Origin of the sequence: Methylobacterium sp. J-001 (genome assembly GCF_022829565.1) — a bacterium.
Taxonomy (GTDB): Bacteria; Pseudomonadota; Alphaproteobacteria; order Rhizobiales; family Beijerinckiaceae; genus Methylobacterium.
The window spans coordinates 33269-48172 of record NZ_JAKSYN010000176.1; the positions used below are offsets into that span (position 1 = coordinate 33269).

Sequence of the window (14904 nt, forward strand, 5' to 3'; positions counted from 1 at the left end):
ATTCCGACCATGATCCTGCACCGCCGCAGCCTCCTCGCCGGCGCCTTAACTCTCGGCGCGACGCAGGCCTTCCCCGGCCTGTCCCACGCGCAGGCCCGCAAGCTCGTCTTCGCGACCTTCACGGGCAGCTGGGAAGAGGCCCACCGGGCGGTGCTGGTCCCGGCCTTCCGTAAGAGCACGGTCGGCGACATCATCCTCGATCCGATGCTCTCGGTCGATCAGATCGCCAAGGTCCAGGCGGCCCGCACCAACCCGCCGATCGACGTGATGCTGCACGATCCCGGTCCCGCGCTCACGGCGATCACCCAGGACCTCGTCGAGCCCTATCCGGTGGCCCAGTCCGCCCACTATGCCGACCTGATCGCGGATGCGCAGGAGCCGATGGGCCCGGCCCCGTTCTTCCAGATCGTTGGGCTGACCTACAATCCCGAGAAGGTGAAGACGCCGCCGACCTCCTGGGCCGATCTGTGGAAACCCGAATACAAGGGCCGGGTCGGCATCACCAACCTGAACTCGACGCTCGGCACCGGCTTCCTCGTGGAGATCGCGCGGATGCACGGGGGCTCGGAGATCAATGTCGAGCCAGGCTTCAAGGCGCTGGAGGCGCTCAAACCCAACCTCGCCGCCGTCGCCGCCAATCCCGGCGCCCTGGCGGCGCTCTACCAGCAGGAGCAGGTCGATATCGGGCCTGGCAATTTCAACGCGATCCAGATCCTGAAAGCCCGCGGCGTGCCGGTGGAGTTCGCCGCGCCGAAGGAAGGCATCATCGCCTTCAAGACAACGATCCACATTGTCAAGAACACCCCCGTGAAGGATCTGGCCTTCAGGCTGATCGAGGCCGCCCTCTCGCCGGAGGTGCAGGCCAAGCTGATGCAGAGCCCCTATCTGATCGTCCCGACCAACCGGAAGGTGGCGATGGACGGCGAGGTCGCGAAGGTTCTGGCCAAGGACGCCGAAGATCTGAAGCGCAAGGCGGTGTTCCAGGATTGGGCCGCGATCAACCACAGCCGCGCAGCCTGGATCGAGCGCTTCAACCGGGAGATCCGGGTGTGACCGCGGTCTTCGCGCCGATGGTGCCTGACCCGGTCGCGGCGCCGGGCCGCCCGGGCCGTCCCTGGATGGCGGCCTACGACATCCGCCTCGCGCTGCCGCTCGGGGCGTTCTTCCTCGTTTTCTTCCTGGCGCCGTTGGCGCTCTTGGTGCTGGTAAGCTTCTACGCCGATCCAGTCATGACCCGCTTCGGCCTCGACCAATACGCCCGGTTCCTGCTCGACCCGTTCTCCCTGCAGGTACTCGGCGCGACCCTGTGGCTCGGCGTCGAGGTCACGGCGCTCACGCTGCTGCTCGGCCTGCCGCTGGCACTGCTCCTCACCTGGGCGCCCGCCCGGCTGCGCGGCCTGCTGACCTTGATCGTGCTGCTGCCGCTGCTTACGAGCGTGGTGGTGCGGACCTTCGCGTGGATCGTGATCCTCGGGCGTCAGGGCATCGTCAACGCGAGCCTCCTGGCCCTCGGGCTGACCGACACGCCGCTGAAGCTGCTCTACACCGAGGGCGGCCTCGTCCTTGCGCTGGCGCAGGTGCAGATGCCCCTGATGGTCCTGCCGCTGGTGACTGCCCTGTCGCGGATCGACCCGAACCTCGCCGACGCCTCGGCGGCTCTCGGGGCTGGGGCGTGGCGCACCTTCCTCCGGGTGACGCTCCCGCTCTGCCTGCCCGGCATCGTGGCCGGCTGCCTGCTCACCTTCGCGGCGGCGATCACCGCCTTCATCACCCAGTCGCTGATCGGCGGCGGGCAGATGCTGTTCATGCCGATGTACCTGTACCAGCAGGCCTCGTCGCTCAACAATTGGCCGTTCGCGGCGGCGATCGCGATCGTCTTCCTCGTGGCGGTGCTGGCCTGCGTGACCGTCTTCAACCTCGTGGGCCGCCTGTCGCGCGGCTACGCGCAAGCCTGAGGGCCGCCGATGAGGACGAGCATGCGGCGCGACTTCGACTGGTTCAGTTTCCACGCTGCCGTGCTGCTGCTCGCCGGGCTCTGCCTCGTCCTGCTCGCGGCGCCGACCGTGATCGTCGTGGTGGTCTCGTTCACCAGCGGCTTCTCCCTGCGCTTCCCGCCGCCCGGCTACTCCCTGCGCTGGTACGCAGCGCTCATGGAGGCGGAGCAGCTTCGGGCCGCCGCCTGGAACAGCCTCGTGGTGGCGGGGTGGACGACCCTGCTGTCGGTGGTGCTGGGCACCGCCGCCGCGCTTGCCATCGCCCGGTCGCCGCGGCTCTTAGCGCGGCTCCTCGACAGCCTGTTCCTGTCGCCGCTCGTCCTGCCGGCCCTGGCCTTCGGGCTCGCCGCGCTGATGCTGTTCAGCCTCGCCGGCATCCCGGTCTCGAAGTTGACCCTCGTCCTCGGCCACACCGTGGTCTGCGTGCCCTTCGTGGTCCGCACCACCGTGGCGGCCCTGTCACAGATGGACCCGGTGCTGCTCGAGAGCTCGACCTCTCTCGGCGCGTCACGCCTGTACACGTTCCGCCGGGTGACCCTTCCGCTGATCCGGCCCGGCATCCTCGCCGGCGGCTTCATCGCCTTCATGGCGAGCTTCGACAACGTCCCGGTCTCGCTGTTCCTGCGCGACGCGGCCACCGACATGCTGCCGATCCGGATGTGGCAAGATCTGGAGGGGCGCCTCGACGTCACGGTGGCGGCGGCTTCCAGCCTGCTGATCCTGGTCACCGTGGTGCTGGCGGTGGTTATGGAACGGGCCGCCGGCCTGTCCCGCCGGTTGGCCGGCTAAGGACGACCACCCATGCGGATCCTGCTCCTCAACCCCAACACCTCGGCGGCCATGACTGCCCGCATGGCCCAGGCGGCCGAGGCGGCCCTCGCCCCCGACGTCCAGATCATCGCGCTCACCGCGGCGACAGGCTTGCCCTACATCGCCAGCCGGGCCGAGGCGCAGCTCGCCGGCGCGGCCGTGCTGGAGACGCTGGCCGCGCATCACGCCGGCCACGACGCGGCGGTGATCGCTGCCTACGGCGATCCCGGGCTGATCGCGGCGCGCGAGTTGTTCGACCTGCCGGTGGTCGGCATGGCCGAGGCCGCGATGCTGACCGCCTGCCAGCTCGGGGCGCGGTTCGCGATCGTGACGTTCTCGCCCGCGCTGCTGCCCTGGTACGAGGATGCCGTGGCGCTGGCCGGTCTGTCGGCGCGCTGCGTCGGCCTCTATGCGGTGCGCCGGCCGTTCCAGGTCGTAACCGCGGTTCAGGACGAACTGCGTCCGGAGATCCTCGCGCTGGCCGAGCGCGCGGTCGCGGACGGGGCCGATGCGGTGATCCTGGCGGGAGCGCCGCTGGCCGGTCTGGCCACCGTCCTGCGCCGGGCGGTGCCGGTTCCGCTGATCGATCCGCTGGCGGCCGCTCTGGGCCAGGCACAGGCGCTGGTGCGGCTCGGGACACCCCCGCCCATGGCCGGGCGCTTCGCCCGTCCGCCTGCGAAACCCGCCACCGGTCTGACCGGTCCGCTCGCTCGGTGGATCGCGCATCGCGAGGGAGAGGCATGACCCGGACCGATCGGATGGGCGATAGCGGCCCGCTCTGGACCCTCTCGGCGACCGACCTGTGCCGCCGTTACGCGGACGGCACGGCGAGTCCCGTCGCGGCCGCGCGGTCCTGCCTGGAGCGCGCCGAGGCCGTGAACCCGACCCTCAACGCCCTCGTCGCCATCGATCCCGACGGGGCGGAGCGCGCCGCCGCGGCGAGCGCGGCGCGCTGGCGGGCGGGCACCCCGCTGAGCCCCCTCGACGGCGTGCCGGTCACCATCAAGGACAGCCTGAACGTCGCGGGCTTCGCGACGCGCTGGGGCAGCCGGCTCTATGCGGACCATGGGGCCGACCAGGACGAGACGCCGGTGCGCCGCCTGCGCGTGGCCGGGGCGGTGATCCTCGCCAAGACCAACGTCCCGGAACTGACCGTCCAGGGCTATACCGGCAACCCGGTCTTCGGCGTCACCCGCAACCCGTGGGATCCGGCCCTGACGCCGGGGGGCTCCAGCGGCGGCGCCGTCGCCGCGGTGGCTGCCGGGATCGGGCCGCTGGCGCTCGGGACGGATGCGGGCGGCTCGATCCGCCGGCCCGCCTCCCATACCGGCCTCGTCGGTTTGAAACCCACCACCGGCCGGGTGCCGCGCCGGGGCGGCCTGCCGCCGATCATGCTCGATCTCGAAGTGGTCGGACCGATGGCCCGCACGGTCCACGACCTCGCGGCGGCGATGCGGATCCTCGGTGCGGCCGATCCGGATTCCGTCGCGCCGAATGGCTTCGGCCCGTTCGGGACCCCTGCGGTGCCGGAGCGCCCGTTGCGGATCTTCTACGTCCCGGCCTTTGGGACCGCCCCGGTCGATCCCGAGATCGCCGACAGCGTCGCCGAGGCGGCCGGGCGCCTGGCCGGCCTGGGGCACCGGGTCGAGACCGGCCGTTTCGACGCAGCGACAGCCATCACGGAAGCATGGCCAATTCTCGGCCAAGCCGGCATCGCCTGGCTGATGCGCGCGCATCCGGGCCGGAGCGACGCGCTGGGTCCCGACATCCGCGCCCTGGCCGAGACCGGCGCGAACCTGTCGGCGGGCGACCTGTTCGACGTGCAGCGGATGGCGCTGGCCCTGCGCCAGGACCTCGCCGCGCTGTTCGCGGGCCACGACCTTATGATGACTCCCACGGCCGCCGCGCTGCCCTGGCCGGCGCAGGAGACCCACCCGGACCGCATCGCCGGCGTGCCCGTAGGTCCCCGGGGTTCGGCGACCTTCACGGGCTTCGTCAACGCCGCGGGCTGCCCCGGGATCTCCATCCCGTGCCGCCCCTCCGGCGCGGGGCTGCCGATCGGATTTCAGCTCGTGGCGCCCTGGGGCGGTGACGAGACCCTCGTCGCGGTGGCCGCCGCCTACGAAGCGGCCCATCCCTGGCCGATGCTCTGGGCGGGCACCGAACCATGACGGGCCTGTCCATCCACGCCGTCGATGCCGCGACCGGTCGAGCGGCCGAAGGTCTGCGCGTGCGCGTTCTGACCGTGGGCGCGCGCGGTGCGGTGATCGCGGAGGGCGAGATCGAGGCTGATGGCACGCTCGCGCATCCAATCGTGCGAACGCGGCTCGCCGCCGGTCTCTACGAGGTCGCGTTCGACATCGGGGATTTCATCGGGGAGGCTGGCGGCGATTTCCTGGATATGGCGTCGATCCGCTTCCGGATCACCAATCCCGCCAGTCATTGCCATTTGCCCCTGAAGTTCACCGCGTTCGGCATAGCCTTGTTCCGCGGCTGCTGAGGCAACACAAGCAACACGCGTGGGACTGGCCTTGGACACCGGGACGGCTCGCCCCGCGCCACACAAAATATGTGCGCCGATAAACCGGTTTCGAAAAGGACGTCGACGGACATCTCCGCCGAACCCGGTGTGGATGCGGTGTGTCCGCTTCAGCCTCTTCGCCACTCCAAACCGGACCAGCGGCTTTCGGCAATATCCGGCCATTCGGTAGGTTTCGTGACGCGGGATACCAGTAAAAATATCCGGATTTTTGTGAAAAGCGGCAGGCCGGGCTGCATCCCGTCGAGGTCAGCACGACAGGCTGTTGCCTGGTGATAAGATCTCAAACGGGCGGGAACGGACCGTCCTCGAGCACCTGGACCTGGACTTGCCCCGCTATTTCACGCTGCTCGGCCTGGTCCGCCGTATCTATCCAAGATGGACGCTGATTCCCGGGCCGCTCGTCAGTTGGCCAGCCGTTCCAAGCTCTCAACCCATTGCCGCGCAGGAGCAGATGGCCAGCCGCGTTCCTCCCGTCGTCGCTGCCCCAGACCGAGCCAAACACGCTCCAGCCGCCCGTGTCGATCGGCTGCAGGCTCGCGGAAGACTGCATGACGCTGCCCCGGCAGGTGAGGACCTCGTCGATATTCACACCATGCTTTGCCATCGATCGCGAAATAAACACTCGGTCCATCATGGCCGTCGAAGCTTTCCGTTTCTACCCGCGGGATATCGATGTCGGCCTGTCGCTTTCGCGCTGGGTGCAACATCACGACCAACAGCGCCACTTCAGCTGCGCATCCGATACCGATAACGGGGAAACCATCATTGTTTTACATTATTTAGCATTGCTGTGATAGACATGAATTGCGCACCTTGATTCTAAATATTACATTTATAAATTTTCATTCCCAGTATATAGTTGCTAATCCAACGGTCCGCCTATTCAACCAGGGAGGCCCATATCAATCTGCCACAGCGCCGACCGTGAGCTGCTCTTTAAAATCGACCGACTAAACAATCAGCGGGCGAGCGTAAAACAGTAAATTAACCATCGAACTGGCCGTATAGTGCTATTGAACGTTAATTAAGCAGGCCGACTCTAAAGCATGGGCAACTTTTGCGCTCGAGGACATGCGAAATGCTGAGCTACGACGTGACAATTCGCCCTGACACGCCGATTTCTCAGATGGGCCTCGTGACATCAATCGATGGTTCGAAGGTCCATCTTCGATTGCTGGGCGGGGAAGGACGTCCGAATGTTCGCGCGACGGTCGGGAATTTCGTTCAGATTCGAGCCGGCGGCGCCATGCTGGTCGGTGTCATTACCGCCTTGTCGTCGGGCGGCGATCGCGGTGGACCATCTGGCGCCTATGCCAGCCTGGATCTGCTGGGCGAACTCATCGTCGAGATGGGCGCGAAGCGGTTCCGCCGCGGCGTCGCCTGCTATCCGGCGATCGGCGACGAGGCTGCCCTGCTCCCACCGGCCGATCTCCGCGTGGTATACGAAGTGTCCGCGTCGAACGTCGCGGCGGTCGGCACATTGGTCCAGGACCCGGATACTGCGGCCTCCATCAAAATCGACGACCTTCTCTCGAAACACTTTGCTGTCCTAGGGACAACAGGCGTCGGAAAATCCAGCGGCGTCGCGGTCATTCTCGACCAAGTCATGCGTTCGCAGAGGACGGTTCGCATCTTCCTGCTCGATGTACACAACGAGTACGCCAATTGCTTTGGCGAACAGGCGAACGTGATCACCCCCCGCAATCTCAAACTTCCATTCTGGTTCTTCAACCTGGAAGAGATCGCTGACGTGATCTACGGCGGCAGACCTCCGGTCGACGAGGAGATCGAAATCTTAGCGGACGTCATTCCGCTCGCGAAGCTCAAGTATGCTCAGTACAAAGAGGCGACCGAGCGACAGACCATCAAGCGCTCGAACGGCAAGAACGCAGGCTACACGGTCGACACGCCGGTTCCGTACGTGCTTCAAGATCTGATCGCATTGATCGATGAGCGGATGGGGCGGTTGGAAAACCGCGTCACGCGGATGCACTACCATCGGCTCATCACGCGGATCGAGGCCATTCGCAACGATCCACGCTACGGTTTCATGTTCGAAAACGCCAACGTCGGCGGCGACATGATGGGCGAGATCCTAGCGCACCTGTTCCGGTTGGAGGCAGGCGGCCGGTCGATGACGATCATGCAACTCGGGGGGCTCCCCATGGAGATCGTCGACGCCGTCGTGTGCGTGCTCTGCCGCCTCGCCTTCGAGTTCGGCATCTGGAGCGAGGGCGCAATCCCGTTGTTGTTCGTGTGCGAGGAAGCCCACCGCTATGCATCCGCCGACCGGTCAATCGGTTTTACGCCGACGCGCCGCGCGCTCTCGCGCATCGCACGCGAAGGCCGCAAGCACGGGGTTTACCTCGGTCTCGTCACGCAGCGCCCGGCCGAACTCGACCCGACGATCATGTCGCAATGCAGCACGCTCTTCGCTATGCGAATGACCAATGATCGTGACCAGGCCTTCCTGGCAGCTGCCGTGTCCGACGCGGTGAACCTGCTCACCTTCGTTCCATCCCTCGGCACCGGTGAGGTCATTGCGTTCGGCGAAGGCGTACCGATGCCGGCGCGGTTCAAGTTTACCCCGCTTCCGCCGGAGCGCCAGCCGCGCAACGATATGAGCGCGCGGCTCATGGACGACGGCGCGGCGATCGCGGCCGCGGGCTTCGTCGGCGCGGTGGTGGAACGCTGGCGCGGGGCCACCATGAGTAAAGCGAGCGGGGTCGATACCGATCAGTCGGTCGCGGCGCGCTTGAGTCGCGACCCGGCCGCCGATGGCGGCAACGGAAGCGCCATCGACCAAGTCCATCGCCGGCTGCTCCGGCGCCCGCTCGACGGCGTCGAACACGCGGCCGAAGCTGGCCTGCGTACTGCCAAGTCCCTCTGGCAGCAGGGGTGATCGTGACCGAGCGATCTGTCACCCATCTGCAGAGCCTGCTGGAAATTGCCATCCAAGCGCTACCTGTCGGGATCGTGGTCCATAACGACCAGGGTCGCTGTATCCTCGCAAACGCCGCTGCCCAAGAGCTCGGACCACGGGCTCTCCATGACCTCCCGAGGGGGGCCCTGCTGCATCCCGACAGGCTCATGGTCGAGCAGGTCGGTGCGCGCATGGTCGAGGCTCAGGCGCAAAGCGTGCTCGTCGAACAGGAGGCCTACACGCTGACGTCCCTGATCGACGTCACGCATCACCACGATTTGCAGCGCGATCTGATCAATCGCGCCTACATCGACGCGCTCACCAGCCTGCCCAACCGGACCATGTTCGAGCAGAGCGTGGAGGATCTCATTGCGCAGGCCGGCCCGACCGACCGGTTCGCCCTCGCCTTCATCGATCTCGACAATTTCAAGCACATCAACGATTATTACAGCCACGCCGCGGGCGATGCCTTGCTGCGCCGAGTATCCGACCGCATCCGTGGCGCCCTGCGCCCCAGCGACATGCTGGCACGCCTTGGCGGTGACGAGTTCGTGCTGCTGCTGAACCCGATCACGGATTGGGCGACGACGTTGGCGGAGATAACGGAGATTTCCGAGCGCCTGAAACAGCCGTGCTTTATCGACGGTCATGAGATCTTCGCGTCGGCGTCGATCGGCCTGAGCCTGTTCCCGGACCACGGCTCGACGTACGAGATCCTCCGCCGCCAAGCCGATAATGCGATGTACCAAGTCAAGGGCTGCGCGAAAGGAGGCGTCAGCCTTTTCGAGGAGACGATGAGCCACATCGCAACCGAGCGCATGGCGGTCGAGCAGCGGTTGCGTCTGGCCATTCGCGATCGCTGCTTCTGTTGCGCCTTCCAGCCCAAAGTCGATATGCGCACGCACGCGGTACTGGGCGTTGAGGTACTCCTACGGTGGCGCGACGAGCTCGGGATGATTCATGCACCGGGAGATTTCATTGGCCTCGCCATCGAGCTCGGTCTGATCAACGAGATAACGCTGCAAATATTATCGGAAACGATTAGCAGCATCCATCGGATCGATGAGATATTTGGGGTCGACGTCACGATAAGTCTTAACATCGCGGCGAAGCAGGCTTGTGACGTTCCGTTCATGACCAAGTTTTGCGAGGCCCTTGGCAAAACCGGCATGGCCGGCCGCTTCGTGCTCGAACTCACTGAAGAGGCCTTCTTCGCAAAGGGTCTGTTCCAACGCGAAGTTCTTCCCTGCATCCGGGCCGTCGGGGCGCGTGTCTCGATCGATGATTTCGGCGTGGGCTACTCGTCACTCGCTGCCCTTGCGGAGATCACCGCCGATGAGCTGAAGATTGACCGGTCGTTCATCACCGACATCCACAACCGACCACGCAGTCAGATTTTGCTCAGAGCCATCGAATCCTTGGGTCTCGCGCTCGGGATGTCGATCGTCGCCGAGGGCGTCGAAACTTACGAGGAGGTCGCTTACCTGCTCGGCGCAACGCAGATCCGTTGCGCGCAAGGCTATTATTTCGCCAAGCCCATGCTGATCGACCAGATTGATATGGCGGATGGGCGGCCTTCGACAGAGCGCGGATCAAATCGGCACAGGCAAACTTTCCGCAGCCGGGCTTATGACGTCCGGAAATGCGCACACCGCTGAAGAGCGCCGATATTTAACGAATAATATCAGCACACCAGTCGGCATCGAATATCTTCATCTGACGAAAGCTTGAGGGTAATCGCGCCAGTGTTGGCGGCGGTGCGGATAAAAGACTCATATTTTGCTCCCCGTCATCACCGGCGATGCTATCGCATTAACGATTGGAGGATTAAGGGTTAGAATTAGTTATAATAATCATTTGTTCATCTGCTATATGTACCTATAACGGCGGTGAAAGCTGCCAAATATAATTTAGATACGACGGCGGTATAAAATATTAGCGATTAGTTCGCCGGCGGCCGTATCTCGGGATGCGGTGCGGCCAAATAATCGAATGAAGTCTCTGAGTTTCGGCAAAGCGAATATGAGCCACACCTATAGAGAGCTTTCCAGGTGTATCCGCCGAGATTTATTGAATACGACCGCCGTTGCACTCGGTCTTGGCTTGCTTCTGACCGGATCAGCCCGCGCTCAAAGCTATCAGGCAGGTGGCGGATCCGTTCCCAACGATAGCAATAATGCGACAGCGATCGGGCCCGGAGCGACAGCCAGCGGTGATCGCTCATTCGCCGGGGGCTACAACGCCAACAGCGGCGGCGCCGACGCAACGGCGATCGGCTCAGGCGCGAGCGGCGGTGGTGCCGGATCGTTCGCCGGTGGGCTCAACGCGTCGGCGGTCGGAGCCGGCGCTGTCGCGATCGGCTCCGGCGCAAAGGCTCAGTCGGCGAAGAAAGTCCAGGGAATTATCAATTACCGCGACAGCAGCGGCACTGGCATAAGCGGTGCCGCGACGGGCGGTAACCCGGCGGGCGGCTCCAACGGCAGCACGACGCCGCCCAACGAGACGTCGGATGCCGGCTCGATCCCGTCGGGTACCGCGCTCGGATTGCGATCGACGGTCAGCACTGGCGGCGGTGTGGCCATTGGCTATAACAATGCTGCGGGCAACGCGGACTACAACTCGACCGCGATTGGAACCAGCAACGCCGCCAACGGCGCCTACGGGGTCGCGATCGGCTACGGCAACACGGCGAATGGTCGTTCGACGTTGTCGCTGGGCACGAACAACCAGGCGTCGGGCGATATCGCCATCGCTCTCGGACGGCAATCCTATGCCGTGGGTGACTTCTCGTTCGCTCAGGGCTTCATCGCCAGTGCCTACGGCCAGGATGCACTGGCCATCGGCCGCCTATCCGTCGCAGGGGAGAACGGCGGTAATTCGACGGCGAGCAACATCGCCATTGGTGACAACACGTCCGCCCAAGGTGGTTCGGCACTGGCAATCGGTAGCGGCGCCAAAGCGTCGTCGAAACAGTCCGTTGCAGTCGGCGCGAACGCCATGGCCCTGCGCGGGACGATCAGCGGCACGGAGGCGTATAGCGGCAACGCATTGAGTTCGGCCAACACGGAATTCTCGGTCGGCGCCTCCGGTACCGAGCGACAGATCACCAACGTGGCGGGTGGCCAGAACGACACCGATGCGGTCAACGTGCGTCAGCTCAGGGGCCTCGGCAACACACTCGGCACCACGCTCGGAAGCACGTTCGACGCTGCATCCAATACGTACACGCCGCCGACTTATTCGTTCGGGTCACAAAAATACAGCACGATTCCTGATCTTGTGGGGGCAGTCGACAGCTTGGCATTGCGCTACGACACGGATGGCGGCGGCAAGCGCTTGACCAGCATTGATCTGACCCGCGGCGGTGCGGTCGGATCGGCGGTTTCGATCAGCGGCCTGGCTCCGGCGACGACGGACAATGGTGCCGTTGCGCTTTCACAATTGCCGCTGCGCTATGCGACCGCGACAAGCCCGACCGTCGCGAACCCAGCCGTGCCGTCGAATGACGTGACCCTGGTCGGTTCGAACACCGGTGAGGCGGTGCTGCTTCACAATGTCGGACGCGGCAATATCACCTCGAGCAACTCGACGGATGCCGTCAATGGCGGCCAACTCTACACGACCAACCAGAAAGTCGCTGCGCTTCAAAACGGCAGCATCGGACTCGTCCAGCAGGATCAGGCCACCCGTACCATCAGCGTCGGGAAGAGCACCGATGGCGCCGTCGTCGATTTCACCGGGACCAATGGTGCCCGTCGGCTCACCGGCCTCTCCGCCGGAACGACCGACAATGACGCGGCAACGCTGGGTCAACTCCGCTCGAGCAGCGACGCGCTGGGCGGCGGCGCAGCGTACGACACGGCGACGGGGGCCTTCACGAAGCCGAGCTACAATGTCGGCGGGCAGATCTACCGCGATGTCGGTTCGGCTCTCGCGGCAAGCAACTCTCTTGCCGTCCAGTACGTACCGGATGGCAGCGGCAACCCGACGAACGTGATTGATCTCGCCAAGGGCGGCAGCACGGCCGTTTCCCTGCGTGGCGTCGCGTCGGGCCTGGTTGCGGCAGGCTCGACCGAGGCCGTCAACGGCGGCCAACTTTACGCGGTCAGTAGCGGCGTTTCCGATCTGCAAAACGGGACCTCGGGTCTCGTGCGACAGGATGCGACGTCGCGCGCCATCTCGATCGGCGGCGCCACGGACGGAACACGGGTGTCTCTTGCCAACCAGAGTGGCACGGCGCGGACTTTGACGGGGGTCGGGGCGGGCCAGATTGCAGCCGGCAGCGTTCAAGCGGTCACCGGCGGCCAGATCTATGCGGTCAGCGCCTCCGTGGCCTCGGTTCTGGGCGGCGGCGCTGGGGTTGCCGGCGATGGGACGCTGATCGCCCCCAGCTATGTAATCCAGGGCACGAGCTACCACAGCGTCGGGAACGCCCTCGGCGGCCTCGACGCGGCGGTAACGAATCTCAGCACCAACGGCAGCCGCTATGTCGCCGTTCGGAGCACCGGCGCTGCGGCACAGGCCATCGGCGCCGACTCCGTCGCGATCGGTCCTGCGGCGTCGGTGACCGCAGACAGGGGCGTCGCCCTCGGGGCGGGTGCGGTGGCCAATCGTGCGGGTATGGCCGGGGCCGCCGAGGCCTTCTCCGGCGTCGCGGTGAACTCGATACAGGGCGCGATCTCGGTCGGCGCCGAGGGGGCGGAACGCCAGATCACCAACGTGGCCGGCGGAACCCAGGACACCGACGCGGTGAATGTGCGCCAAGTCCGAACACTGGGTGCCAACTTGGCCAGCGCGCTGGGTGGCGGGGCCGGCGTCGCAGCGGATGGCAGTGTCACGGCGCCGAGCTACACGATCGGCGGTCAGAGATACGCCAGCGTCGGCGCCGCCCTCGGCGCCGTCGACACGTTCGGGGTCCGATACGACGTCGATCCCTCAACCGGCGGCCGCGGTCAGTCCATGACGCTCGCCGGGAGCGACCCGAACCAGCCGGTATTGATCCGAAACGTTGCGGCGGGCGTGCTCGCCACCGATGGGGCCAATACCGGGCAGGTGGCACAGGCCAGAGCCGAGGCCAACGCCTATACCGACCGAAGCATCGCGGCGGCTTCGGCCGCGAGCGCCGCCTACACCGATGCCGCCGTGGCACCGTTGCAGAAGCAGCTGAGCACCTTCGGCAGTCAGCTGGTCGATCTCAATCGACAAGTCGGCGAGGCTCGCGCGGACGCGCGGCGCGGCGCCGCGATCGGTCTAGCGGCGGCGGCCCTCCGCTTCGACGACCGGCCGGGCAAACTCAGCGTCGCCGCCGGCGGAGGCGCGTGGCGCGGCGAGGCTGCCGCGTCCTTTGGCGTCGGATACACTTTGCCGGACGGGACAGCGCGGGTGAACGCCACCGGTGTCGCGGCGGGCCGCGATTTCGGGATCGGCGCCGGCGCAAGCTTCACCTTGAACTGAGATGCCGAACGTGCGGCTGCCGCGGACGTTATCGTTGCTGGGCTACGCGATCGCGCTCATGATCGGCGCCGGGTTGCTATCGCCGGCTCAGGCGCAGGCGTTCCTGCGCAGCAGCCTCACCGAGGATCAGCCGGTCGCCTCTGTCGCCGAGCCCGCTTACCGAGTGAAGCCCGTCGACGGGGCCCCGGTTGGCCCGGGCATTCGTCGGGTCGTCGAACGGTTCCTGAGCTGGACATCGATTTGCGATGAGGCGAAAGGTCGTCGGGTTTGCAACATCGTGCAATCGATCGCTGCTTCAGACGGCCGTCTTGCGTTTAGCTGGTCGATCGCTGCCACTGCGTCGGGCGAGCCGGTTTTCTTGGTGCGCGCGCCGGTAACGGACTTCCCCGCCCACACGGTCACGCTGGATTTCGGAGGCCGCGAGACCGTGATGCGTCTCACGTCTTGCGACGCCAGTCTTTGCGTCGGCTTCCTGCCGGTCGACCCCATGATGATCCGCCACATCCGTGGCGGGGGTACGGTAAAAATACACTACTGGACTTCAGATGGTCTGCCCAGAGTCGAGATGACATTATCCCTGGATGGACTTGCACGCGCCCTCAGTAGCCTACACGGAACAAGCGCCCGGGCAAAATCGTAGCGCGTCATCGCTCTTATCCCCGCACCCTGGCGGAGGCGGAGTACTTCGAGTTTGAGAAAAGGCCTATCACGGACGCCGCAGCAGGACAGCCGGCGGCAGTACCTCTGACGCGTCGCTGGCCGGTACGTCAGTGACAGCGCCCTGGGCGTCTCAGGCAACGACGAGCTCCGTCAGACCCTGATGCCCCTGCCTTATTCCGACATGGCTCCCTCGGGCAGCCCGCTGGCACGACATTCGTCGGCTCTCGCCGCCAGCTGATAGGCAGGTCAATGCGCTCACGCTTGCGGAAGGGACTGAGATTTGAGCCTTCGGCCCGTCGGCTTCAGGGTCGAGGAGCTGTAAAACCAGCCGGGCAGCAGTGCGCCCATACAGGCCATCCATCTCTATCTCAAGGCCTCCTCAAAGCAGACCTAGTACACTGACTCAGACGGATGGTTCATGGGAGCGGCTGACGGCGGCGAGGATGTCGGTAGCCGGCTTGGTCCAGACGAAGGGTTTGGCGCTCCGGTTGTGCTCGGCGATGTAGCGTTTGATCGTCGCC

Annotated in this window: 11 protein-coding genes and 1 pseudogene; 11 read left to right on the plus strand and 1 reads right to left on the minus strand. The window is 65.4% G+C overall.

Annotated elements, in window-relative coordinates; translation table 11 throughout:
* Nucleotides 1–9: 9 nt before the first annotated feature.
* From MKK65_RS22150 to MKK65_RS22200, 11 genes are all read left to right on the plus strand, one after another.
* Entirely contained in the window at nucleotides 10–1053 is a 1044-nt protein-coding gene (locus MKK65_RS22150) for an ABC transporter substrate-binding protein (protein WP_243960228.1), read from the plus strand.
* Between the two features lie 65 nt (nucleotides 1054–1118).
* Complete coding sequence (locus tag MKK65_RS22155; protein WP_409565479.1) at nucleotides 1119–1955, plus strand: ABC transporter permease; 837 nt, start codon at nucleotides 1119–1121, stop codon at nucleotides 1953–1955.
* A gap of 9 nt (nucleotides 1956–1964) precedes the next feature.
* Nucleotides 1965–2783 carry an ABC transporter permease gene (locus MKK65_RS22160; RefSeq protein ID WP_243960229.1) on the plus strand — a complete coding sequence of 273 codons (819 nt, stop codon included), beginning with the start codon at nucleotides 1965–1967 and terminating at the stop codon, nucleotides 2781–2783.
* A gap of 12 nt (nucleotides 2784–2795) precedes the next feature.
* Entirely contained in the window at nucleotides 2796–3548 is a 753-nt protein-coding gene (locus MKK65_RS22165; protein WP_243960230.1) for an aspartate/glutamate racemase family protein, read from the plus strand.
* On the plus strand, nucleotides 3545–4975 hold the full coding sequence (locus MKK65_RS22170) for an amidase (protein WP_243960231.1): 1431 nt from the start codon (nucleotides 3545–3547) through the stop codon (nucleotides 4973–4975). The genes MKK65_RS22165 and MKK65_RS22170 overlap by 4 nt, the downstream gene beginning before the upstream one ends.
* A complete protein-coding gene (locus MKK65_RS22175; protein ID WP_243960232.1) occupies nucleotides 4972–5304 on the plus strand; it encodes a hydroxyisourate hydrolase in 333 nt (110 codons plus the stop codon). The genes MKK65_RS22170 and MKK65_RS22175 overlap by 4 nt, the downstream gene beginning before the upstream one ends.
* A 590-nt stretch (nucleotides 5305–5894) precedes the next feature.
* Nucleotides 5895–6140 (plus strand): hypothetical protein, encoded by a 246-nt coding sequence (locus tag MKK65_RS22180; RefSeq protein ID WP_243960233.1) that lies wholly within the window; start codon nucleotides 5895–5897, stop codon nucleotides 6138–6140.
* Nucleotides 6141–6424: 284 nt separating this feature from the next.
* The gene (locus MKK65_RS22185) at nucleotides 6425–8248 is read left to right on the plus strand and encodes an ATP-binding protein (protein ID WP_243960234.1); all 1824 of its coding nucleotides are present in this window, start codon (nucleotides 6425–6427) and stop codon (nucleotides 8246–8248) included.
* Nucleotides 8245–9927: a putative bifunctional diguanylate cyclase/phosphodiesterase gene (locus tag MKK65_RS22190; RefSeq protein ID WP_243960235.1), complete on the plus strand. Its 1683-nt coding sequence runs from the start codon at nucleotides 8245–8247 to the stop codon at nucleotides 9925–9927. Before MKK65_RS22185 ends, MKK65_RS22190 begins: the two co-directional genes overlap by 4 nt.
* A 412-nt stretch (nucleotides 9928–10339) precedes the next feature.
* Nucleotides 10340–13723, plus strand: coding sequence for a YadA-like family protein (locus MKK65_RS22195; protein ID WP_243960236.1), 3384 nt, complete (start codon nucleotides 10340–10342; stop codon nucleotides 13721–13723).
* A gap of 34 nt (nucleotides 13724–13757) precedes the next feature.
* Nucleotides 13758–14363 (plus strand): invasion associated locus B family protein, encoded by a 606-nt coding sequence (locus MKK65_RS22200; protein WP_243960237.1) that lies wholly within the window; start codon nucleotides 13758–13760, stop codon nucleotides 14361–14363.
* Nucleotides 14364–14786: 423 nt separating this feature from the next.
* On the opposite strand, the pseudogene MKK65_RS22205 reads toward MKK65_RS22200, so the two are convergent.
* Nucleotides 14787–14904 (minus strand): annotated as a pseudogene (locus MKK65_RS22205) (IS630 family transposase); the annotation flags it as partial.